This is a genomic window from Micromonospora qiuiae (assembly GCF_016863555.1).
Classification (GTDB): Bacteria; Actinomycetota; Actinomycetes; order Mycobacteriales; family Micromonosporaceae; genus Micromonospora; species Micromonospora qiuiae.
This window is the reverse complement of the sequence record NZ_BOPC01000027.1, coordinates 19,837-42,551: the sequence shown is the minus strand read 5'-3', so window position 1 is coordinate 42,551 and position 22,715 is coordinate 19,837. Positions and strand designations below refer to the sequence as shown.

Sequence of the window (22,715 nt, the reverse complement as noted above, 5' to 3'; positions counted from 1 at the left end):
ACCATCGTAGGCGCTCCATCGGCAGGATGGTCAGTGGTGGCGGGGGTCGGTCACCGCGAAACCGACATAACCTGCCCGAGCCGGGCCCAGGCCCCGGTTTTCCAGTTACGCCGTGGGCGAACGATCCGGCACGATGGGTCGGTGAACCCCGTGGAGATCAACGAGGCCGGCCTGGTGTTACGCCCGTGGCGCGCCGAGGACGCCGACGCGGTGTACCGCGCCTGCCAGGATCCGGACATTCAGCGCTGGACCACCCTGCCCCGCCCGTACCGGCCGGAACATGCCCGTGCCTTCGTGACCGAGTTCGCCCCGACCGCCTGGGCGCAGGGCACCGGCGCGCCCTTCGCGGTCTGCGACGCGGCCACCGGCGACCTGCTCGGCTCGTGCGGCCTCATCTCGATCGACTACAACCATCAACTGAGCGAGATCGGCTACTGGACGGCCCCCTGGGCACGCGGACGCGGCATCGCGGTGCGTGCCGCCCGCGCCCTGGCCCGGTGGTCCTTCGCGGAACTGGGGCTGCGGAGGCTGCTCTGGGGAGCCCTCGCGGGCAACCACGCCTCCCGGCTGGTCGCCCTCCGGGCCGGCTTCCGGGTCGAGGGGCGGTTGCGTGCCGCCGACCCCGGGTGCGGCAGTTACGAGTGGTTCGGCTCGCTGCTGCCCGGCGACGTGCCGGCGCCCGGTGAGGTGGGTCCGGCCGGGCCGGGCACGCTCCTGGCCCGCCAGGCGGCTGTCTTCGGCCGGCCACAGCCCACCATCTTCGCCACCATCGGAGGGCGCGAGCTGCGCCTGCGCCCGATGGAGGAGCGCGACCTCGACGCGATGGTGATCACCTGCCAGGATCCGGACACCTTGCGTTGGACCACCGTTTCGGAGGCCTACGACCGGTCGGACGCCGAGTCCTTCCTGACCCACTGCCGAGACTCCTGGGCCAGCGGCACCGAGGCGTGCTGCGTGATCGCCGACGACCAGGACCGCTTCATCGGCTCGATCGACCTGCGACTGTCATCCACCGATCCGCTGCTGGCGGACGTCGGCTTCATGACCGCGCCGCACGCCCGTGGCCGCGGCTACCAGCCGGCGGCCCTGGCCGCGCTGGCCGCCTGGGGTTTCGCCACCCTCGGGCTGGCCCGGATCGAATGGCGGGCGCACGTCGGCAACGTTGCCTCCCGCCGGGTCGCCGAAAAGGCCGGCTTCACCATGGAGGGCACCGCCCGGGGTGCCCTCAACCACCGGGGTGCCCGGATCGACGCCTGGGTCGGCGCACTGCTCGCCGAGGACCTGACGAGCGGGGTGCCGAGATGAACCCGGAGCCCCTCATCGAGGGCCAGGGCGTACGGCTACGGCCGTTCCGGCTGGCCGACGTCCCCGACATCGCCGCCGGCTGCGCCGATCCGCTGATCCAGCGGTTCATCGACGGCCTACCCAACCCGTACACCGAGGCCGACGCCAGGTGGTGGGTCACCGAGGGCGCGCCGGCCGCCTTCGCCGCCGGCGGCGCGGCGTTCGCCATTGCCGACCCGGACACCGACCGGCTGCTCGGCGCCGTCGGACTGAGCAACCCGGTGACGCACCGGGGCCAGGCCGAGATCGGTTACTGGGTGGTGCCGTGGGCGCGTGGCCGGGGCGTGGCCACCGCCGCCACCCGGGCACTGGCCGGGCACGCCTTCGTCACCGGCACCGCCCGGCTGGAACTGCTCACCAGCGTCGAGAACGCGGCCAGCCAGCGGGTCGCGCTGGCCGCCGGATTCCGGCCCGAGGGGGTACGCCGGGCCGCCAGCTCGGTGCGCGGCGGCGGGCGGCGGGACACGGCCGTCTGGGTACGCCTCGCCGACGATCCGCCCGGACCGGCCCCGCGTCCGCTGCCCGATCTGCCCGACGGGCGGCTGACCGACGGCGTGGTCGTGCTGCGCGCCCTCGGTCCCTCCGACACTGACGAGATGCACCGCCTGCACACCAGCGTGGAGGTGGTGGCCAGCCGGGTGCCGCCGGAGCCACCCACCCGCGAGGCGATGGACCACTACTGCCAGAGCGCGCAGCACCAGTGGCTGATCGGCAGAACCGCTTCGGTGGTCATCCTGGACGCGGTGTCGGGAACCATCGCGGGCAACTGCGCGCTGACCCTCGACCAGCCGGCCAACCAGGGGATGCTCGGCTACAGCCTGTTCCCGCACGCCCGCGGGCGGGGTTACGCCACCCGCACCGTACGGCTGCTCGCCCGCTGGGGTTTCGAGCACGTCGGCCTGGCCCGGCTGTGGGCCGGGACCCTGCCGGAGAACGTCGCCTCGCAGCGGGTGCTGGAGCGGGCCGGTTTCCGGCGCGAAGGGCTCTTGCGCGGGCGGTTGCCCGGCGCCGACGGTGCCCGCGCCGACTCCACCGTGTTCGGTCTGCTCCCCGGCGAACTGACGGGCTGACGATCGAAGGCCGGCGAACGGGCACGGCCGGGGCCGCCAGCGAACCGGCACGGCCGGGGCCGCCGGCTCGGGTCGGACCTGCACCCGAGCCGGCGCCGCCGCTCAAAGGGCCAGCGAGATGATGCCGTAGTCGTAGGCGTGCCGCCGGTAGACCACGCTCGGCCGGCCGGATTCCTTGTCCTGGAACAGGTAGAAGTCATGGCCGACGAGTTCCATCTGGAACAGCGCGTCGTCCACGGTCATCGGTTCGGCGGGGTGAATCTTCTCCCGCGCGATGTGCCACGGTTGGTCGTCGTGCTCGTCGTACTCGTCGTCCTCGGGCCGCTCGGCGACGGCGGTGGCGGTACCAGCCGGTGCGGCCAGGGCGGGCAGGTCGGTCACCGGTAGGCCGGCGGTGGCGGCGGCGACCGACAGTGGCGGCCGGCCACGGTGGATGCGACGCCGGTCGGCGGCGCGACGCAGCCGGGCGTCGAGTTTGGCGATCGCCGCGTCCAGGGCGCTGTAGAAGTCGCTGGTGCAAGCCTCCGCCCGGATCACCGGGCCCCGGGAGTAGCAGGTGATCTCCACCCGCTGGCAGTGGTCGGCTTGGCGCGGATTGCGCTCGTGGAACAGTTCGACGTCGGCACGGATCAGCTTGTGGTCGTAACGTTCGATCTTTGCGAGCTTGTCTGCTACGTGTACCCGGAAATGGTCCGGCACTTCGACGTTACGGCCCTTGACCACGATGTCCACGTGACCTCCTCGTTCGGACGGTCTTCGATCCGAGAAATCCGGCCGCACGCCCGGGAAGGGTCCCGCTCGGCGTCGACCGGTCGAACGGCTACGCCTCCTCTCACCACCGGGGGCGGGTGAGCTGGCTCTCCTACCCCCGACAGGCAAACGCTAACTCCTGTTCGCCCCGCCGTCACCCCCAGTTGCCCGAACCGCCGGGTGTTTTCCGCAGCTCATACACGAAGGGGTGAAACGGAAACACGTACGGTCACCGTTGGTGCCTCTTCTGTGTCGCGGCCAGCACCGCCGCCAGCGACGGGGGCAACCCCTGCGCGGCCAGCACCCGGCTGATCGCCGCGAGGGTGGCCCCGGTGGTGACGATGTCGTCCAGCAGGACCACCGTCGTGCCCGACGGCACCGGACCGGTGCCCGGCCGGACGCGAAACGCGTTCCCGGCCGCTGCCGCCCGGCCGGCGCTGTCCAGCGTGACCGAATCCGGCCGGGGTGCCGCGCGTACCGGTCGGCGCACCCGTACCGGCCACCCCGCCGTGCGCAGCCGGCGTGCACAGTGCCGGGTCATCCGGCCGAGGTGATCGCCGTAGCGGGCGCGGGCGGCGGCCGGGGTGTCCGGCACCGGCACCAGCAGCACCGGACCCGCCGTACCGACCGCCGCCGCCACCACCTCGGCGAGCAACTCCCCCAGCGGCCGGGCGAGGGTGTGCCGGCCGTGGTCCTTGTACGCCAGCAGGCTCTCCCGCAGCGGCCCGCCGTAGGCCCCGAGGGCGTAACAGGGCGGCAATCCCGGCGGGGCCGGCACCGGCCGCACCGGTCCGGGACGCAGCGCGCCAAGCACGCGCACGCACTCCGGGCACATGGCGCGTCGCAGCCCCGGCCGCTGTTCCCGGCACCCGGCGCACTCGGCGGGCAGCACCAGGTCGGCCAGATCCGTCCACAGCCCGCCCAGCATGCGCTCAGTACAGGAAGAAGGGGGCGGTGGGGTAGCCCGCACGCACCCCCGCCGGCGGCGGGGTGACGTCCTGGACGTGTTCCCGCCCCAGCCGCTGGAAGGGGTTGCTGCCGTAGATGACACCGTTGGCTTCGTACATGAACGAACCGGCCAGCGGGGAGAGCTGGGCGGGAACTGCGCTCAGCTGGGTGGCTGCGGCGCCGGTGTCGTCCCGCAGCCGGGTCTCCAACGCGCCGTCGACGCTGACGTCGTAGATCGCCGGCCGGCCGGCCGAGCCGGCCACCACCAGCCGGCTCTCTCCCGCCCAGTCCACCGCCGTCAGGTTGCGCAGGGAGATGACCAGCCTCCGGACCGGGCCGACGGTGGGCACCCCGCCCTCCCAGCTGATCGCGGCGACGTGCAGCGCACCGCCGACGATCACGGCGATCCGGTGCCCGTCCAGGGCGGCCGCCACCGCGCTGACCCGGCCGGGCAGCCCGAACGACACCGGTCGCAGCACCGCATGGGCGTCGAAGCGGTAGAGGGCACCGTCGGCGACCACCAGCCCGGCAGGGGGACCGCTGTCGGTACGGATCCAGACCGGCCGCCCCATGGTGGTGTGCGCGGATTCGCTGGTGATCAAGGTCTCCACCAGCTCCTGGCCGCGGCCGACGGCGAGTCGCTGCCGGCCGTTCTCCCCGGCGAGCACCAGCGCGGCCAGCACGTCCCCGCCGGCACGACGCAGCCCCGCGGAGACCACGTCGCGGTTCGCCTCGGCGGCCACCGGGACCATGCCGGGTCTCTCGTTGCCCACGGCGAGCGCGTGGATCGCCCCCTCGTAGACGCAGAATCGCTGGGCGCTCTCGTCGAAGCCGTACAACTGGTTGGTCGACCGCTGCTCTCCGAGATCGACCACCTTGCGGGGCTGGTTGAGGATCTTTATCTCCAGGGTGCCGTCCAGGTCCATGTCCTTCAGGGACCAGGCCAGCTGGGTGGCGAGCTGGTCGAGACGCTGGTCGTCGGCGCCGGGCATGTCGAGGTTGACCTCCCACCGGCCGTCCGAACCGGTGGCATTGTTGATCATTTCGGTCCGGTCCGGCAGGCCGGAGACGCCTATCCGCAGCCACTCCGACGGGCCGGCGGTCAGCCACCGGACCACCTCGCTCACCCGGCGCTCCGGCGGCACTGCCGAGGAGAGATAGCGCTGGTCCGGCACCAGCCGGGTGCGGTCGGAGTTCCAGAAGTAGATCGACTTGGCCTGGTAGTACTGGCGCAGCGCATCGTCGCTGAGCAGCAGCAGGTTCGGCGGGTCGCTGACGTAGAAACCGATGTCGTCCTGGCCCGCCGGGCCGGCGTTGACCAGCCGGAACTCGTACGTCGTCTCGGTGGCCAGCGGCGGCACCAGGATGCCGTTGGCCCGCAGCAGCCCGACCTGCTGCACCGTGATGGTGACCTTCATGCTGTCCACGTCCGGCTCGATCACCGGGTCGTCGGTGAGGCGTACCACCGACAGCGCCACCTCGCTGCCCTGCTTCTCCTGCAACCCGACCCGGTCGACCGGCGCGATGAACTGCTTGACCCGGTCGTACGCCCGGTCCGGCTCACCCGCCGCCGCGGCCAGGAAATTTCGCACGAACGCCTCGGCGTCGCTGCCGCTGGCCGTCCGGGTGGGTGGCTCGCTGCCCCGCCCCGAAGACCAGCTGGTCTCCGCGGCTGGTCCACGCTGCTCGATCTGGACCTCGGTGCGATCGGGGATGCCGCAGCCGCCCAGACCCGCCAGCACCAGCGCGCCGCTGAGCACGCCACCGAGCAGCCGACGCCTCACGAACCCACCTCCGCGCGCCGCTCCGGCTCGGCTGGTGCCGGGGCGCTCGCCAGGGCATCCGCCGGGCTCGGACCGATGGCCAGCAGGCCGCTGCCGGCCGCCTCGGCGAACGGCGGCGCGGCGTCCGCCGGCACCAGACGCAGCGGCGAGGTGGTGAGCCGGTCACCGGCCCGCGCCGGCAGCGTGAGCCGGAACTGGGCGCCCTGCCCCGGTGCGCCCCACGCCTCGAGCCAGCCACCGTGCAACCGCGCATCCTCCAGGCTGATCGACAGCCCCAACCCCGTCCCGCCGGTCTGCCGAGCGCGAGACGGGTCGGCCCGCCAGAAGCGGTTGAACACCAGCTTCTCCTCGCCGGGCTTGAGCCCCACGCCGTGGTCGCGAACGGTGATCGCGACGGCGGTCTCGTCCATGCCGAGGGTGATCCGCACCGGCCGGCCCTCGCCGTGCTCGACGGCGTTGCCGACCAGGTTGCGCAGCACCCGCTCGACCCGCCGCGGGTCGATCTCGGCGATCACCGGGGCGGCCGGGACGTCCAGCTCGACCGCGACCCCGACCCGCTCGGCCAGCCCGGCGAGCCGGTCCACCACCCGGTGCACCATCGGCACCAGGTCGGCCGGCTCGGCGTCGAGCACCGCGAAACCCGCGTCGAACCGGCTGATCTCCAACAGGTCGGTCAGCAGCTCCTCGAACCGGTCCAGCTCGGCCTGGAGCAGCTCGGCGCTGCGGGCCACCGCCGGGTCGAATTCGTCCCGCTCAGCGAAGATCAGGTCGGCTGCCATCCGTACCGTGGTGAGTGGGGTCCGCAGCTCGTGCGAGACGTCCGAGGTGAAGCGGCGCTGCAACCGCGACATCTCCTCCAAGCGGAGGATCTGCCGTTGCAGGTTGGTGGCCATCTGGTTGAACGAGGCGGCGAGCAGGGCCAGGTCGTCCTCGCCGTTGACCGCCATCCGCTGGTCGAGCAGCCCGGCCGAGAGCCGCTGGGCGGTGCGGGCGGCCACCCGCACCGGGGTCACCACGAGCCGGGTCACCAGCGCGGCGAGCACACCGAGCAGCAGCACCAGAGCGACCCCGGTGGCCACCACGGTGGCCCGCGCCTGACCGGCCGTGGTGTCCTGCAGCGTCAGTGGTACGAAGTAGTACAGCTCCACCTGACCGAACCGCGTCGGCACCGGCGAGCCGTAGACGAGGTACTTCGTCGTCCTGCCGTTGTCGCCGAGCCGGCCGGTACGGATCTGGTTGGCCACGTTGCCGCCGGCCACCGCGGCCCGCAGTTCCGGGCTGATCAGCGGCTGGAAGGCCACCGCAGGTGAGCTGCGAGGCTCGATCATCTCGCCCGAGCCGTCGGCGGTGAGCGCCACCACCACTCCGCTGGTCTGCTGCGGGTCACCGCCGGCGAGGTAGTTGACCGTGCCGTCGATGGTCTCCTGGAGCTGCGCCTCCTGAGGCTGGCTGTAGAGGCTGAACTGCTTCGCCGCGTACTCCGCGCCGCTGGTCAGCCGCAGCCGGACGTCGGTCTTGGCGTTGTCCAGCAGGATGTTGGTGATCTTGTCAGCGATCAGGTACGCGAACCCGCCGACCAGCAGACTCGACACCACCAGGGTTATGGTCACCACACGCACCTGCAACGAGCGCCGCCAGGTCTGATGCAGGCCGGCGAGCAGCCGGGCCCCCCGACCGCTGAGCCCACGCCACAGCTCCCGTCCGGCGCCGCGTCGGCGGGACGTCGTGTCGAGATCCGGAATCGGGGAGGTGGTCACAGTGCGACCAGGCTATCCGGTGCCCGCCTTGTAACCCACGCCCCGCACGGTGAGGATGATTTCCGGCCGCTCCGGATCCGGCTCGATCTTGGCGCGCAGCCGCTGCACATGCACGTTGACCAGCCGGGTGTCCGCCGCGTGCCGGTACCCCCAGACCTGCTCCAGCAGCACCTCCCGGGTGAAGACCTGACGCGGCTTGCGGGCCAGCGCGACCAGCAGGTCGAACTCCAGCGGGGTCAGCTTCACCTCCTCGCCGTTGCGGCTGACGGTGTGCGCCGGCACGTCGATGGCGATCTGGTTGCCGGGCGGGCCGATGGTGAGCAGCTCCGGCGCCGCGTCCTCGCCCCGCCGCAGCCGGGCCCGCATCCGGGCCACCAGCTCCTTGGGCTTGAACGGCTTCACCACGTAGTCGTCGGCCCCCGACTCGAGGCCGAGCACGACATCGACGGTGTCGCTCTTGGCGGTCAGCATGACGATCGGCACGCCCGACTCGGCCCGGATCGCCCGCGCCACGTCGATGCCGCTCATCCCGGGCAGCATGAGGTCGAGCAGGACGATGTCGGGCCGGTTGTCACGGAACGCGGCCAGTGCCCGTTCCCCGTCCGCCACGAAGGACGGCATGAAACCTTCGCTGCGCAGGACGATGCCGAGCATCTCGGCGAGCGCGGGGTCGTCGTCGACCACCAGTACCCGGGCTCTCATGGGGTTAATGCTTCCATCCCGTCAAGTTAGGTGGGGTTCGGCGTCACCCGGCACGCTACTGCCGCCACGCTCGTCGCGCCCGGCACGCTGGGTGACACCATCGCGAGCCCGCCCGACGGCGGGAATCCACCCGGCGGGTCACGCGTGTCACCATGATTCCTGGCCGCGCCGCCGCGCGCCACCGCCCCCACCCTGGCCGCGCTGGTTGATCGACTCCGTTTCGGCGACGTTGCGGTAAATACGCCCCTGCGGGATACCGCCATTTCGCCCATACGGTGTCTTGGGCCGGGACACGCCAACCCCTGGCCGGACCTGCCGGACCGGGCCGACCGCGCAGGGGTCGACCCGGGTCCGGCGGGCTCGGTCAGTAGCGGTAGTGGTCCGGCTTGAACGGGCCCTCCGGGGAGATGCCGAGGTAGGCGGCCTGCTCCTCGGTGAGGGTGCTCAGCTTGGCGCCGAGCGCGTCCAGGTGCAGCCGGGCGACCTTCTCGTCCAGGTGCTTGGGGAGCACGTACACGCCGATCGGGTACTCAGCGGTCTTGGTGTACAGCTCGATCTGGGCGATGGTCTGGTTGGCGAACGAGTTCGACATGACGAAGCTCGGGTGACCGGTGGCGTTGCCCAGGTTCAGCAGACGGCCCTCGGAGAGCACGATGATGGCGTGGCCGTCGTCGAACTTCCAGAGGTCGACCTGCGGCTTGATGTTCTCCCGGGTGACGTCCGAGCGCTTGGCCAGACCGGCCATGTCGATCTCGTTGTCGAAGTGGCCGATGTTGCCGACGATGGCCTGGTGCTTCATCCGGGCCATGTGCTCGTTGGTGATGACGTTGAAGCAGCCGGTGGCGGTGATGAAGATGTCCGCCTGCTCCACCACGTCGTCCAGGGTGGCGACCTGGTAGCCGTCCATCGCCGCCTGGAGCGCGCAGATCGGGTCCACCTCGGTCACCACGACCCGGGCGCCCTGGCCGCGCAGCGACTCGGCGCAGCCCTTGCCCACGTCGCCGTAGCCGAGCACGACCGCCATCTTGCCGCCGATCAGCACGTCGGTGGCCCGGTTGATGCCGTCGATCAGCGAGTGCCGGCAGCCGTACTTGTTGTCGAACTTGCTCTTGGTCACCGAGTCGTTGACGTTGATGGCCGGGAAGAGCAGGGTGCCGTTGCGGTGCATCTCGTAGAGGCGGTGCACACCGGTGGTGGTCTCCTCGGTGACGCCCTTGATGCCGGCGGCGATCCGGGTCCAGCGCTGACCGTCGGCGGCCAGCGAGCGGTGCAGCAGGCCGAGGACGACGGCGTACTCCTCGGAGTCGGCGGACTCGACCGGCGGCACCGCACCGGCCTTCTCGAACTCGGCACCCTTGTGCACGAGCAGGGTGGCGTCGCCACCGTCGTCGAGGATCATGTTGGGGCCACCGATGGCTGCGCCGTCATCGCCAGCCGAGCCGTCAGGCCACGTCAGAGCCATTTCAGTGCACCACCAGTACTCCTCGAGCGTCTCGCCCTTCCAGGCGTACACGGGGACGCCGGCGGGCGCCTCGGGGGTGCCGTGCGGGCCGACGACGATCGCGGCGGCGGCGTGGTCCTGGGTGGAGAAGATGTTGCAGGACGCCCAGCGGACCTGTGCGCCGAGCGCGACGAGGGTTTCGATCAGGACGGCGGTCTGAATGGTCATGTGCAGCGAACCGGTGATCCGCGCGCCGGCGAGGGGCTGCGCCTCGGCGAACTCGCGGCGGATCGCCATCAGCCCGGGCATCTCGTGCTCGGCGAGCCGGATCTCCTTGCGCCCGAACTCGGCGAGCGACAGATCCGCCACCTTGTAGTCGCCCTCTGCGAGGGTGCGCGGCCGGGCCTCGGACGACGTGCCGCTGGCGGACGCCGGGAGGGTGCTGGTCATGAAAGCTCCTGTCGGACGATGGTGCTGCGCGACCATCCACCTTACGCGCGCCACCGCTGCGCGCGCGGGGCAGTCGCGCACAGCGCACGGGGCGGTCGGTGGTGGACTCCCGCCCATCTCCGCCCGCCCCGTGCATCCCCCCGGTTTGGTTCCCCCGCACGTTCTCGGACATTTCGTCGCGACAACGCTGCGCACCCATAGAGTCACACAGAGCAAGGGGCGAGTCAAGCTATTCCGGAAAAGTCGGACTTGTCGGCGCGGCGTGGTGGCGTGGCACGTGCCATCGTCCGGCTCAGTCCAGGCCGGTGGTGGCGACGTACGCCGTCCCCGCACCCGTGACCATCAGCGATCCGGCGTCCGCCGAGCCGACCGCGGCGCCTCCCGTGGTGAGTGTCACCGACCCCGCGCCATCGTCCACGGTGACCTTCCCGGACGTGCAGAGCACCACCCGCGGCCCCGGCACCGCCAGCGCCACCTCGGGCCGATCGGCGGCCACCGTCACCCGATGCAACGCGAAGTCCTCCACCGGCACCGGCCACGTCACCAGCCCGTCGGCCACCCGCCGGGGCGGCACCACCGGCTGGTCGAGCACCTCGAAGCGAAGCACCCGGAGCAGTTCGGGCACGTCCACGTGCTTCGGCGTCAGCCCGCCGCGCAGCACGTTGTCACTGGCTGCCATCACCTCGACGCCGGTGCCACGCAGGTACGCGTGCAGGTTCCCGGCCGGCATCCAGATCGCCTCGCCCGGAGCCAACCGCACCCGGTTGAGCAGCAACGCGACGAGCACCCCCGGATCGGCCGGGTAAGCCTCGGCCAGCGACGCCACCAGTTCCGCGTCCGACCCGGCGACCGCCGCCGCCCGTACCGCCGCGATCAGCCCGGCACGCTCCGCCGCCGGCCAGGTCAGCAGCAGCCGTACGGCCTCGGCCAGCCCCGCCGGCCCGGCACTCAGCGCGTCGAGCACCGGCCCCAGCTCCGGCACGCCGAACCCGGCGAGCACCGCCGCCGAGCTGGCCGGATCCCGAAACCCGCAGAGCGCCTCCATCGGCCCGAGCGCCACCAGCAGCTCGGGCTTGTGGAACGGGTCGACATAGTTGCGGTGCCCTGTGCTCCCGGCCTGCTCCGCCGCGTAGCCGGCCCGGGCCTGCTCGGCGTCGGGGTGGGCCTGCAGGCTCAGCGGGGCCTCCGCGGCCAACACCTTGAACAGGAACGGCAACCGCGAGCCGAACCGGTCGATCACCCGCCGGCCGAGCCAGCCGTCCGGGTCGGCGGCGATCACCTCGCTCAACGCGACCCGCGACCCGTCGCGCTCGACAATGGCCGGCGCGCCCGGATGCGATCCCAACCAGAGTTCGGCCTCCGGCCCGTCGCTCGGCACCGGTCGGCCCTGCAGCTCGGCAATCGCCGAACGGGACCCCCAGGCGTAGTCCTTGATCGGCCCGTACAGCGCTTCCACGTCAGCTCTCCCGTCGGCCGGACGCCTCCGCCGGCTCGACCTCGGCATGGTAGATGTCCGGCTCCAGGTAGATGACCCGGGCGACCGGCACGGCGGCGCGGATCCGCGCCTCGACCGCGTCGATGCCCCGGGCCACGTCCTCGGCGCTCTCGCAGCGCGGCACCGCGATTTTCGCGGCCACCATCAACTCCTCGGGGCCCAGGTAGAGCGTCTTCATGTGGATGATCCGCTCCACCTCGGGGCCGGCGGCGACCGCCCGCTCGATGGCGGCGACGTCCGCCGGGTCGGCCCCCTCGCCGAGCAGCAGGCTCTTGGTCTCCACGGCGAGCACGATCGCGATCGTCACCAGCAGCACACCGATCATCGCGGTGCCCGCCGCGTCCCACCGGCCGTCGCCGGTGGCCAGAGTCATCCCCACCCCGAACAGGGCGAAGACCAGACCGACCAGGGCGCCGAAGTCCTCCAGCAGCACCACCGGGAGCTCCGGGGCCTTGGCACGGCGGACGAACCTGGCCCAGGGCTCGCTGCCCCGGATCAGGTTGGACTCCTTGATGGCGGTACGGAAGGAGAACGACTCCATCACGATCGCCACCACCAGCACCGTCACCGGCACCCACTGCCAGCTGGTGATCCCGTGCGGGGCGGCCCACTTGTGCCACGCCTCGTAGAGCGCGAAGAGCCCACCGAGGCTGAACAACACGATCGCCACGATGAAGGCGTAGACGTACCGCTCCCGGCCGTAGCCGAAGGGGTGCTGCGGGGTGGCCACCCGCTTGGCCCGCCGACCGCCGAGCAGCAGCAGGGCCTGGTTGCCCGTGTCGGCGACCGAGTGGATCGACTCGGCCAGCATCGCCGACGAACTCGTCAACAGGTACGCGACGAACTTCGTCACGGCGATGCCGAAGTTGGCCAGCAGCGCCGCGATGATCGCCTTGGTGCCGCTCTGGGCGGTCACTGGTTGGACAGCTCCTTCATCTCCGTGATCGCCGGCACGGCCATCGGATCCAGGCCGTGCGCCAGCGCCAGGTAGATCGACGCGAAGTCCGGGACCGCCACCAGTGAGGCCAGCCGCTCCAACGCCGAACCGCCCTCGGCGGTGACCACGTCGCACCGTACGCCGCGCCGCTCGGCGAGGGTCTGCACCGCGTCGGCACGCCGCTCCTCGACCGCGAGCGGCTCGTCGGCGTCGTCCTCGGCGTTGAGGCCGCCGTCGCGCAGCAGCACCAGCCGCAGCCGGGTCTCCGCGCCCGCTGACTCATCCGGATCGGCGAAGATGTCCCGCTCTCCCTCGGCCAGGCCGCCGAAGACGCCGTCCAGCAGACCGACCCGCCCCCGACCGGCCTCACCGAGTGCCCCGGTGACCACCGGGTAACGGGCGTTGGCCGACAGGGTGTCGCCGAAGCGGCGGGCCGCGACCGAGGCCAGCGGCGACGAACCCCACACGATCGGGATCGACCCGGCCAGGCCCAACGCGAGTGACTTCGCCGGATTGACGAACGACTCGGCGCTCGGGCGGCTGCGATCGGCGTCGGCGTCCAGCCGGGCCGCCGTCTCCGCGAGGTCCGCCTCGTTGACCTTCACCAGGCCGAGCGCCCGGGCGGCGAGCAGGACCGGCACGGTCAGCCCCCAGAGACTGGCCCGCGCCGGGGCCCGCCGGGGCACCGGGATGAAGGGGGCGCGGGCCCGCTCCGCCACCGACTGAAGCTGCGAATCCGGGGCACCCACCGCGACCAGCCGGGCACCCCGCCGGTGCGCGGCCTCGGCGGCTCCCAGCGCCTCCGGACTGCGGCCCGAGGCGCTGACCGCGATCACCACGTCGGCCGCGCCGACCCAGCCGGGCACCCCCGCGCTACGGTGCGGGATGACCGGCACCGGGCAACGCGGCCCGGCGACCGTGGCCAGCACGTCACCGGTACGCCCGGCGGTGCCGATACCGGCTATGACCACCGCCCGGGGACGGCCCTCGCCACCGAGCACGGACAGGTTCGCCTCGGCGGCCAACGTGGCGGATTCGCGAACCTGAGCGCCGGCCGAGGCGGTGTGCCGCAGCATGCCGCCCGGATCCCGCTCGGCCAACGCCTGCGGGTCGTCGAGCAGCCGATCGTCGGCGTGGCGGTGGCCGCTGACGCCGGCCGTTCCATCGATCACGACGACTCCGCAGGGCCGCGGGCCTCGTCCAGCAGCAGCACCGGCACGTCGTTGCGGACCTCGAAGATCCGGCCGCACTCGGTGCAGGTCAGCGTCTGGGCCTGCGCGTCGTAGTTCAGCGGCGCATGGTGTGTGTCCGGGCAGGCGAGAATTTCCAGCAACTGCGGGTCGAGGGCCACTGCGCGGCTCCTTCCACGTATGCGGCTTGACCGATCGACGGTGCCGATCGGCGCGAGCGATCCTATCGGCGAACCCGGTCGAGCACCTCGTCGCGCAGCGAAGTCATCCGCTCGGCAGTCGGTGCCTCGACGTTGAGCCGCAGCAGCGGCTCGGTGTTCGAGGCGCGCAGGTTGAACCACGCACCGTCGGGGAAGCGCAGGGTGAGCCCGTCCAGCTCGTCGGCCTCGGCGTCCGGGTACGCGGCCCGCACCTCGACCATCTTGGCCGCCTGGTCCGCCACCGTCGAGTTGATCTCACCCGAGGCGACGTACCGCTCGTACTCGGCGGCCAGCGTGGACAGCGGCAACGACTGCTCGCCCAACGCCGCCAGGGTGTGCATCGCGGCCAGCATGCCGGTGTCGGCGAACCAGAAATCCCGGAAGTAGTAGTGCGCCGAGTGCTCGCCACCGAAAACCGCATTGGTACGGGCCATCTCGGCCTTGATGAACGAGTGGCCCACCCGGGCCACCACCGGCTCGCCACCGTGCTCGCGGATGATTTCCGGCACGGCGTTCGAGGTGATCAGATTGTGGATGATCGTCGAGCCGGGATGCTTGGCCAACTCGCGGGCCGCCACCAGCGCGGTGATCGCCGACGGCGAGACCGGCTCACCACGCTCGTCGACCACGAAGCAGCGGTCAGCGTCGCCGTCGAACGCCAGCCCGATGTCCGCGCCGTGCGCCACCACGGCGCGTTGCAGGTCGACCAGGTTGGCCGGGTCCAGCGGGTTGGCCTCGTGATTGGGGAACGTGCCGTCCAACTCGAAGTACAACGGCACGATCCGCAGCGGCAGGGCCGGCAGGACGGCATCACCGAGCACACTGGGCACGGTGTGCCCGCCCATGCCGTTGCCCGCGTCGACCACCACCGTCAACGGCCGGATGCCGGAGAGGTCCACCAGGGTGCGCAGGTGTGCCGCGTAGTCCGCGAGCAGATCCCGCCGCTCGGTCGGTGCGCTCGGCTCGCCGAGCGGCTCGTCCTTGTCCAGCAGGGCCTGCGCCCGGTCGCGGACCTCGGCCAGGCCGCTGTCCTGGCCCACCGGACGGGCACCCGCGTGGCACATCTTGATGCCGTTGTACTGCGCCGGGTTGTGACTGGCGGTGAACATCGCCCCGGGCAGCCCGAGCGCGCCGGAGGCGTAGTAGACCATGTCGGTCGAGGCGAGCCCGATTTCGATCACCGGGCGGCCCTCGGCGCGTACGCCGGCTGCGAAGGCCGCCGCCAGCCCCGGCCCGGAGGCCCGCATGTCGTGCCCGATCAGCACCGCCTCACCCGGCTCACCGGCGCCGTCGAGCATCTGGGCGAAGGCAGTGCCCAGCGCGCCGGCAACCCGCTCATCCCACTGGTCCGGCACCGTCCCACGGACGTCGTACGCCTTCACGATCTGGGACAGATCAGTCACCGGTTCCACTCCTCGGCCGCAGGACGCCAACGAAGCTGAGCGTATCGGAGGGACAACTCCCGCCCCGGCTCAGCCGGGGATGTCCCGAATGGGACCGGAGCCTTCCTCCGCTCCGCCGACCGCCGGCGGGGCCGGCCGCTCGGGCGGGACGGCAGAGCCCGCGGCGGGCGGGTCGGGCGGCATCGCCCGGGTCTGGTCACCGGGGTCGGCCGGCCGCGCGCCGTACACGTTGCCCGACTGGCGGGGTTGGGGCGGGCCGCCGTAGACGCGGGGCGTGGCGGGCCGCCCCGACCCGTACACCTGCCCGGGTGGCATCGGCGGCACGGTACCGGGGCCGCGGGGAACCGGCGGGACGACGCCCTGACCCGGCGGAACCGGCGGCGTGCCCGCGCCCTGTGCGGAGCGATAGGTGGTGCCGCCCGGGTTACGCGGCAGCGGAACCTCGGGCAGTTCGTGACGCTGCCGCCGGTCCTTGCGGGAACGGTGGATCAGTAGCCCGATGAGCAGCGCCCCGGCGGCGACCATGGCGATGCCGAAGTACATCACCGGCGACCCGCCGGAGGACTCGTTGGCCGTCTGCGCGAGACCACCGGAGCCGTCCGCAGCGAGCGCCACGGCCGGCGCGCCGCCGAGCAGCACCACACCACCCAGCAGTACGCAGACCGCCGCGAACCGCGCCGCGTGGCGACGTGCCGACATGATCACCCACCGTTCCTCCCCCGGGCGGGGAATCGCCGGTCAGGCTACTACCGGAGCCCGCCCCAGGGTGGTCATCGAGCGCCCGGCATGTGCGCCGTGCCACCCTGGCCAACGGACCTCCGCCTCACGACCAGTCGTCGTTCGGCAGCAAGATCATGTGGTGGGCGTCGAGTTCACCCGCGAGTGCTGCGAAGCGCTCCGGCGTCCACGCTGGCGGCGGATTGCCCTCGGAGTCGGGCTCATCGCCATTCTTCAGGAAGAACTGCTCGGCCCCGGCCGGCGTGTAGAAGACCAAAAGATCGGCCTCTTCCGTGCCAATGTTCTTGAATGCGTGGCGGGTGAGCTTCGGGACATAGATGAAGTCGCCGGGGCCGGCTTCGAAAGTGCGGTTGCCGTTGAGGAAGAGGAACTTACCGGACGCCACGTAGAACGCCTCGTCCTCGACCCCGTGGGCGTGCGCCTGGTTTCCGAATCCGGGTGCGACTCCCATCTTCATGAGACTGAGCCGGCCACCGGTCTGATCCCCGGTGACCTTGACGCGGGTCTTCTCATGCCCACCGTTGATCAGTCTGAGGGCTCCTTCGGCTTCGCGCACCACGAAACCCCTCGCCGCAGTCCACATCGGGTCGTCCTTGTCGGGCCCTGACAGTTGCTGATCCATGCCTCTCACCACTTCTCTCTGGCTTCGCCCAATATCAATAGCTTCAAAGTTGAAGCCAAAGCATAGACCGACAGTTCAAGCTTGAACCAGGAGTGAGAGCAGCCTCACTTCATGGATGAAGCAAGGCTCGCGCTCATGGCAGCCCGAACGCCGCGGTGACGGAGCAACACCAGGGCCACCACGGAGGGCTTCGGCGGGGTGCCTACCCGGAACCGTCGAGCAGGTGCATGCGGTTGAGGTACGGCTCGCCGTACCCCTGATGCTGCTCTGCGGACGGATAGCCCGGCAGATCCGGTCGCTGGCTGTACAAGCCCCGCCGCAACCCGGTCAGCGGCATCGGTCGGGCGGCGCCGTCGAGCACCAGCACGTCCGCGTCGAGAGCGTTGAACGGGTACGCGGCCCCGTGGTGCCGGTACAACGGCCGGTCGCTGACCAGCCCGATCTGCGGATCGACGTAGAGCACGGTGCCGTTCTGGTTCAGCGCCACCCAGATGTGCGCGCCGCCCCGCTCCAGATGGTTGACGACGAAGGCGAAACTGCCGTGGCCACCCAGCAGGAGTTGGTCGTGCAGGTTGCGGTAGCCCGTGTCCAGCGCCCGCTGCATCCCCGCCGGGGTGGTGGCGGTGCCGTCGCAGAGTCGCTGGAAACGTCCGCCCGTGACGTCCTCCACCCGCGCGGTGCCGTCCTGCTCGCCGTTGAGCGGCCGGTTGACGTCACCGGCCTGGTACGCGTCGAAAGTGCGCGGCGCCGCCACCCGGGGACGACCATGCACCCAGGTGTCGAAGAGCGAAAGCGTGCAGTCCAGGCAGTTGATGCCTCGGGTCGGGTCGGCCTGCGGCCCCCCGTCGTTCATCAGCCCGAACCAGTCGCCCACCCGGGGATCCGCCGTACGCAGCACGTTTCCGGCCCCGTCCCGGGGCATCTGCCGCTCCACGTCCAACTGGTGCAGGGCGAGTGGCGGACGCAGTCCGCCAGGCTGGCCGTACCGGCGGGACCGATCGATCGGCGGCGGATGATCGTCGCCGGTCAGCGCCGAACGGTCCGCGGTCCCGATCGCCCCAGGAGCGAGATCACCGACGTCGTCGTTGATCCGGTGAAAGTCCTCCGGCCGATCGACGGCCACCACGTCCGGCACGACGGAACCCGCCAGCACCGCGTCGGCAAGATCCAGACACTCGCCGTACGCGCGGGCCTCCTCCTCCGCCGCCCGTTGCCAGCCCGCCGACGCGCTACGGTGGCCCGCCTGATGGAGTTGGCGAGCGTACGCGCTGAAGTCACCCGCCCGCTGATAGTGCTCCTCCGCCTGATTCCTCAGCCGGGCGACCTCACGCAACCGGCGAGTGTCCTCATAATGAACCCGCTGCGACTCGTAGTAGCCCCGGTAGCGGCGCCGTTCGAGGGCCTCCTGCTCAGCGGCCCAGCGGCCTCCGTTCCAGTCGCCGGCCCCCGGCGGCGAGGCCGGCGGGGTGGCGCGTCCCGGCGAGTTCCCTATCCGAAGGTTCGGGGCGAGTGCTTCGACCAGCGCGGACCGTGGCGGCGCAGGGGGCGGCTCCGGCCGAGGTAGCGCTTCGGCGGGCGAGTTGGCCTCCGTCGACCTCGCTGCCGTCGGCAGGCCCGCCACCGAGTTCACCGCCGGCCCGACTGCCACCGGGCCCCCCGCAGTCACTGGCCCGCCGATGCTGGTCGTTGTCGTCGGGTTGGCGGCCTGGGCCGAGCCGGTCAAGGCAGCCACACCACCGCCCACCGCGCCCGTCATCTCCGCACCGGTGACAGGGCCCGGAATCGCAGCCGGTATGACCGACGGCGCAGCGGCTGTGGACAACGTCGGACCCGGCGAGCCCACGGGCCCGTCCGTCGAGATCGTCGTCACCGGGCTCACGGCGGGAGCTGCGCTGGTCAGCTCGCTTACGCGTGGTGGCTCAATCGTGGCAGCCTCGCGGATGGGCTGGTGCGGCTCCGGCCGCTGGCTCGACTCCGTGGGACGGTCTGGTGTGCCGCCCTGATCGGGGCTGGCTAGATGCAGCGCTCCCGCATCCTGAGGCGGCGCGGTGGGTGGAGCCGGGACGACACCGCCATCCGGACCAGAAAAGGGTCCAGCGGGCCCGCCCGACAGCACAGAGGCAGCGGACGGCCCCGCAGACAGCGACTCGACCGGGCTCCGCTGGGGAAGGATTGACACCTCCGAATCAACCGCAGGCGGATACGCCGTTGCAGCGGCGCCGAACGGTAGATCGGAAGGAGCCGGCCCAGGCGATATCGGCGCGGAGAAAGACGGACCGGCCAGGGCGCTCAGTTGGCCGCCGAGCCGGGCCTGTAGGACGTGATCACTCTGGGCGGTAGCCGAGCCGCGGGCACCCGACGCCGCTGCTCGGGTGGCGTCATTCAGTGAGATGAGGCCCTGTCCGGTGGCGAGGCTCGCCGCCTGATCGGCAATCACCTCGCCGGTCATTTCCCGGCCGACGTGCTCGGCCATCCGGGCCCCGCGACCGGTGGCGTGCCGGCCGAGGCCAGCCAGTGGCGCCGCCGCACCGCCGGCCAGACCGCCGATCGCGTTGGTGGCCACGTCGGTGATATCCAAGCCATGTCGACGACCGGTCGAGTTCTGGTACGCCTGAGTGGCCAGGTTGACTCCCGCCTCCTCGGCCGCCTCTTCCAGTCCCTCCCGGGCGGCACGTCGCGCCAGGCCCTTCGCGCCGCCCTTGGCAACCTGCTTCGCCGCCCGTTCCCCGGCTTCCTTGAGGCCCTGCTTGAGGGTCTTACGAGCCAGTTGTGCCAGCAGCCGCCGGAAGATCTGCTGCACCAGGAACCGGGTCGCGGCGATCGCCCCGGCGGCGGCCGGTGAGGCGGCCCCGGCGGTGAGCACCGCCGCCACCGCCAGCCCCAGCAGTTCGATCACCAGGATGCCCAGCTCGATCCAGACTTCGAGCTTGGCGCCTTCGATGTCGCAGCCGCACTCCTCCACCACCCGACCCAGGTCCTGGCTGACGGCGAGCAGTACCGGCAGTGGGGCTTCGCCGCCATCAGCCACCCGCTGCCACGCGATGTCGAACGCGGCTGCCACCGCCCCGACCGCGCCATACCCCTGGCGTACCTCCGTGGCAGCGGTATTCGCGTCCGTCTGCGGGCCGGCGAGGACCCCGCTCACCGCGTACCACTGGTCGGCCAGCTCCCAGACGGCGCGTTCGTCGCCCTCCGGCCACTCCACGCCGATCACCCAGTCGAGCGCTTCATAGATCCAGCCCGGCAGCTCCCAGGGCGAGTAGTCCAAAGGGTGCGGGATCGGGCTCGGCAACAGGGTCATCGACGACCTCCCGGTCCGGAATCAGCGGGGTGGGCGTGGCTCGGTCACCCGTTCGAACCGGCCGGCGCTGGCCGCGTCCGTCTCCAGGTTGGCCTCCACGGAACGGACGACGTCCGAGCCCAACTCCGCCAACCTGCGGCCCACTCCCGCCCAGACCCGCAGCACCATCTCCTCGTAGCCGCGGTACTGCTGCTCGAACGCAGCGCCGATATCGTCGCGCCCCCACGGCCGCCGGGCGCTCGCCGCCGTTATCGCGGCACCATCCTCTGCGCGACGCCCTGTCACCGCCTCACCGACGCGGGTCAGGTCCGCGCCGGCACGCCGGGCTCGCGCCGGATCGAGCCAGAGCTGCCCCGCCATCACTCGCTCCGACGCAGGACTTGGTCGGCCCGGCCGAGCAGGGTGCCGAAGTCGCCGGTACGCAGGAAGTCAGCCGTGCCGGAGCCGGCTGGCAGATAGCCCGCCACGAGTTCCTGGGTTGCCGCTGTCGCGGCGGCACTGGCCCGGCGTGCCGTGGCAGTGATCTTCGCACTCAGCCCTTCGGCGTCACGAGCGCGGTAGATCGAGTTGCTCAGCTCCACCGACACCAGCTCGCCTCGAGCGTTGACGGTTGCCGTGACCTGCCCGTCGTCGGAGCGCTCGGTCACCCGCAGCTCGGCGAGCCTGGTTTGCAACTCGTCCAAACCAGACCGGAGCTGCTGATACTGCCCGAACACATCGTCGAACCGGGCTCGCAGGGCGCGATTGGCTGCACGGTTCACGTTGTCGGTCAACGCCACACCTTCCGTCACCGTCGGTAAATCAAACCATACCGGCTGCCACTGATTCACGTTGTCCGGTAGGTTTCCGGTTGTGATTGACCGCGAACAGGCCGAGCAGATTGCGGCGGTGTGGGCCCGCCGCGACTCACTGCGCCTGGGTCACGAGTGCCAGCCGATGGTGACCGAGTTCGACCTCGGGTACGTCATCACCTCGACAGTGTCCACACAGGTCAGAATGCTTCCCGGTGACCTGCCGACCACCGTGGTCGACAAGGAGACCGGTGAGGTGAGCACGTGGCCCCGGGTCCCACCTGAAATGGTCGAGCAGCTCTTTCGCCGGAGCCGGCCCACCGGCCCGCCGGTGCCCCGCACCGTCGATCCGGCAAGTCAACTACTGCGGGAGATCCGCAGGCTGCCCACTCCGACCACTGCGGCGCACCTGACTATCGAAGGGCGCATTTTCACCGCCCACGGAGCCAAGGGAGACGTGGAGCTCAACCACCATCCACTGGTCCGCGCGTACCTAGACGGGTTGCCTCCGGGGCATCTGGTCCGCGGCGGCGACCGGCACGCGGAACTGATCGTTGTCTCCGACGTCCTATACGAGTACGACCAGCGCCGCGCCGCCGAATGCATCGCCCCGATGGACGTCAGCGACGCGGCAGGGTTGCTCAGCGAGGCGCGTTTTGACTGCTACCTCGTTCGCGAAGCCGGCGACCCCGCCGGTGGGCGCACCGAGCGCCCCTGCGACACCTGCATCAACTTCCTCGTTCACTTCAACATCCTGCCTTGGTCCGACCGTGGCTGGACGGCACCGTGGCATCCCGAATCTGCGCCCGATCCGTCGCCCGGCCGATTCCCGGCGGAGGTGGCGCATGCTCTCGTCGCCGCTGGCTGGCGACCACACTTCGGTGACGAGGTCGTGGCGATGTCAGCTATCCGCGACGTCAGCGCAGTTCGCAGCAGGGTTCACGAACACTCCGTTTTTCCTGCCGTAGCGTCCACCCTCACTGCTTTTCCGAGCCTCGTCGGAGCCCGACTCGGGCCAGGTGAGCAGGTATGGATTTCCCGTTTCGACATTCGGCCCCGGCAGGTTGCGCACACCGCTGACACGCTTGCCGACTTTGCGGCGGTGATCGGGGCGCGGCTTTTCCCGATCGGCACGGAAAACCAGCACAGCATCATCGCCGTTGACGAGCAGGGCCGGATCTTCGCGCTGGATCAGGCCGGCGAGTGGTTCCTCGGGGCGGACATCGACGAGGCGCTCACCACCCTGCTGCTCGGTCGCGCCCCGGCCCGGGTACGCGACGACGGCACCTGGTGACCCGCCTCTCGAGTTAGAAGCTCGTCGCTGATCGTGGGGGGTGCGCGGCCCGCATTGTGAGGCCGGCCGCGCCAGGTTCGGCTGGAGTGCGCCGACAGCCACGCGCCAGAAAACGAGCAGGGAGCGCCCGGCCAGCAGCGGTACACCGGGTTGATCAGGCGCGTCTCCGCGATCAGCCGGCGCATTGTTTTGCCGGCGCATCCACCGGCATCCTGGGCCGAGCGATGTCGCTATCGACTGCTGTCGAGCTGATCCGTCTTTGCTCTCACGACCCCTCAGCCAACCGGCAGCCCCGCCATCGTCATGGCACACCCCACCCACCCGCCGCCAATCACCGCGATCCGTTCACGCCCTCAGCTCGACAGGTCCCCAACCCGACACGACAAACTGCGGCGAACCGCCCCCACAGAAGACCAGGACACCGGCGGGCCAGGCGGTTAAAAGGGGGCCCTTCCTATACACCAGGCGTTAAAAAGGTGCCCTTCCTTACACCCCTTC

At 71.2% G+C, this 22,715-nt stretch carries 19 protein-coding genes; 3 read left to right on the top strand and 16 right to left on the bottom strand.

Translation table 11 applies throughout. The annotated features are described in order from the left end of the window. The first annotated feature begins 141 nt into the window (after nucleotides 1-141). Nucleotides 142-1,305, top strand: a complete 1,164-nt coding sequence (locus Vqi01_RS10675; RefSeq protein ID WP_204034579.1) for a GNAT family N-acetyltransferase — start codon at nucleotides 142-144, stop codon at nucleotides 1,303-1,305. Continuing rightward, nucleotides 1,302-2,414 (top strand): GNAT family N-acetyltransferase, encoded by a 1,113-nt coding sequence (locus tag Vqi01_RS10670; RefSeq protein WP_204034578.1) that lies wholly within the window; start codon nucleotides 1,302-1,304, stop codon nucleotides 2,412-2,414. The genes Vqi01_RS10675 and Vqi01_RS10670 overlap by 4 nt, the downstream gene beginning before the upstream one ends. Before the next feature lie 102 nt (nucleotides 2,415-2,516). Here the strand turns inward: Vqi01_RS10670 and hpf are convergent, their stop codons facing one another. From hpf to Vqi01_RS10590, 16 genes are all read right to left on the bottom strand, one after another. Next, nucleotides 2,517-3,146, bottom strand: a complete 630-nt coding sequence (gene hpf / locus Vqi01_RS10665; protein WP_204034577.1) for a ribosome hibernation-promoting factor, HPF/YfiA family — start codon at nucleotides 3,144-3,146, stop codon at nucleotides 2,517-2,519. A gap of 247 nt (nucleotides 3,147-3,393) precedes the next feature. Next, a complete protein-coding gene (locus Vqi01_RS10660) occupies nucleotides 3,394-4,092 on the bottom strand; it encodes a ComF family protein (protein WP_204034576.1) in 699 nt (232 codons plus the stop codon). Between the two features lie 4 nt (nucleotides 4,093-4,096). Beyond that, nucleotides 4,097-5,896, bottom strand: coding sequence for an LpqB family beta-propeller domain-containing protein (locus Vqi01_RS10655; protein WP_204034575.1), 1,800 nt, complete (start codon nucleotides 5,894-5,896; stop codon nucleotides 4,097-4,099). Beyond that, nucleotides 5,893-7,653 carry an MtrAB system histidine kinase MtrB gene (gene mtrB / locus Vqi01_RS10650; protein ID WP_204034574.1) on the bottom strand — a complete coding sequence of 587 codons (1,761 nt, stop codon included), beginning with the start codon at nucleotides 7,651-7,653 and terminating at the stop codon, nucleotides 5,893-5,895. Before mtrB ends, Vqi01_RS10655 begins: the two co-directional genes overlap by 4 nt. Before the next feature lie 12 nt (nucleotides 7,654-7,665). Beyond that, nucleotides 7,666-8,355 carry an MtrAB system response regulator MtrA gene (mtrA, locus tag Vqi01_RS10645; protein WP_013731734.1) on the bottom strand — a complete coding sequence of 230 codons (690 nt, stop codon included), beginning with the start codon at nucleotides 8,353-8,355 and terminating at the stop codon, nucleotides 7,666-7,668. Nucleotides 8,356-8,719: 364 nt separating this feature from the next. Beyond that, nucleotides 8,720-10,246 (bottom strand): adenosylhomocysteinase, encoded by a 1,527-nt coding sequence (ahcY, locus tag Vqi01_RS10640; RefSeq protein ID WP_204034573.1) that lies wholly within the window; start codon nucleotides 10,244-10,246, stop codon nucleotides 8,720-8,722. Nucleotides 10,247-10,538: 292 nt separating this feature from the next. Beyond that, nucleotides 10,539-11,702, bottom strand: a complete 1,164-nt coding sequence (gene manA / locus Vqi01_RS10635; RefSeq protein ID WP_204034572.1) for a mannose-6-phosphate isomerase, class I — start codon at nucleotides 11,700-11,702, stop codon at nucleotides 10,539-10,541. A gap of 1 nt (nucleotide 11,703) precedes the next feature. Next, entirely contained in the window at nucleotides 11,704-12,657 is a 954-nt protein-coding gene (locus tag Vqi01_RS10630) for a cation diffusion facilitator family transporter (RefSeq protein WP_204034571.1), read from the bottom strand. Further along, on the bottom strand, nucleotides 12,654-13,850 hold the full coding sequence (locus Vqi01_RS10625) for an SIS domain-containing protein (RefSeq protein WP_204034570.1): 1,197 nt from the start codon (nucleotides 13,848-13,850) through the stop codon (nucleotides 12,654-12,656). Before Vqi01_RS10625 ends, Vqi01_RS10630 begins: the two co-directional genes overlap by 4 nt. After that, a complete protein-coding gene (locus tag Vqi01_RS10620) occupies nucleotides 13,847-14,029 on the bottom strand; it encodes a Trm112 family protein (protein ID WP_204034569.1) in 183 nt (60 codons plus the stop codon). Before Vqi01_RS10620 ends, Vqi01_RS10625 begins: the two co-directional genes overlap by 4 nt. A gap of 62 nt (nucleotides 14,030-14,091) precedes the next feature. Then, nucleotides 14,092-15,471 carry a phosphomannomutase/phosphoglucomutase gene (locus Vqi01_RS10615; protein ID WP_204034568.1) on the bottom strand — a complete coding sequence of 460 codons (1,380 nt, stop codon included), beginning with the start codon at nucleotides 15,469-15,471 and terminating at the stop codon, nucleotides 14,092-14,094. 69 nt (nucleotides 15,472-15,540) lie between these two features. Further along, nucleotides 15,541-16,170 (bottom strand): polyadenylate binding domain-containing protein, encoded by a 630-nt coding sequence (locus Vqi01_RS10610; protein WP_204034567.1) that lies wholly within the window; start codon nucleotides 16,168-16,170, stop codon nucleotides 15,541-15,543. A 124-nt stretch (nucleotides 16,171-16,294) separates the two neighbouring features. Continuing rightward, nucleotides 16,295-16,831 (bottom strand): cupin domain-containing protein, encoded by a 537-nt coding sequence (locus Vqi01_RS10605; RefSeq protein WP_204034566.1) that lies wholly within the window; start codon nucleotides 16,829-16,831, stop codon nucleotides 16,295-16,297. 202 nt (nucleotides 16,832-17,033) lie between these two features. Further along, nucleotides 17,034-20,132: a toxin glutamine deamidase domain-containing protein gene (locus Vqi01_RS10600; protein WP_204034565.1), complete on the bottom strand. Its 3,099-nt coding sequence runs from the start codon at nucleotides 20,130-20,132 to the stop codon at nucleotides 17,034-17,036. Nucleotides 20,133-20,153: 21 nt separating this feature from the next. Continuing rightward, entirely contained in the window at nucleotides 20,154-20,492 is a 339-nt protein-coding gene (locus Vqi01_RS10595) for a hypothetical protein (RefSeq protein ID WP_239098310.1), read from the bottom strand. Beyond that, nucleotides 20,492-20,962: a YbaB/EbfC family nucleoid-associated protein gene (locus Vqi01_RS10590; RefSeq protein ID WP_239098309.1), complete on the bottom strand. Its 471-nt coding sequence runs from the start codon at nucleotides 20,960-20,962 to the stop codon at nucleotides 20,492-20,494. Before Vqi01_RS10590 ends, Vqi01_RS10595 begins: the two co-directional genes overlap by 1 nt. A 22-nt stretch (nucleotides 20,963-20,984) precedes the next feature. Between Vqi01_RS10590 and Vqi01_RS10585 the strand changes: the two genes are divergently transcribed. Further along, nucleotides 20,985-22,217 (top strand): SUKH-3 domain-containing protein, encoded by a 1,233-nt coding sequence (locus Vqi01_RS10585; protein ID WP_204034563.1) that lies wholly within the window; start codon nucleotides 20,985-20,987, stop codon nucleotides 22,215-22,217. The last annotated feature ends 498 nt before the right edge of the window (nucleotides 22,218-22,715 follow it).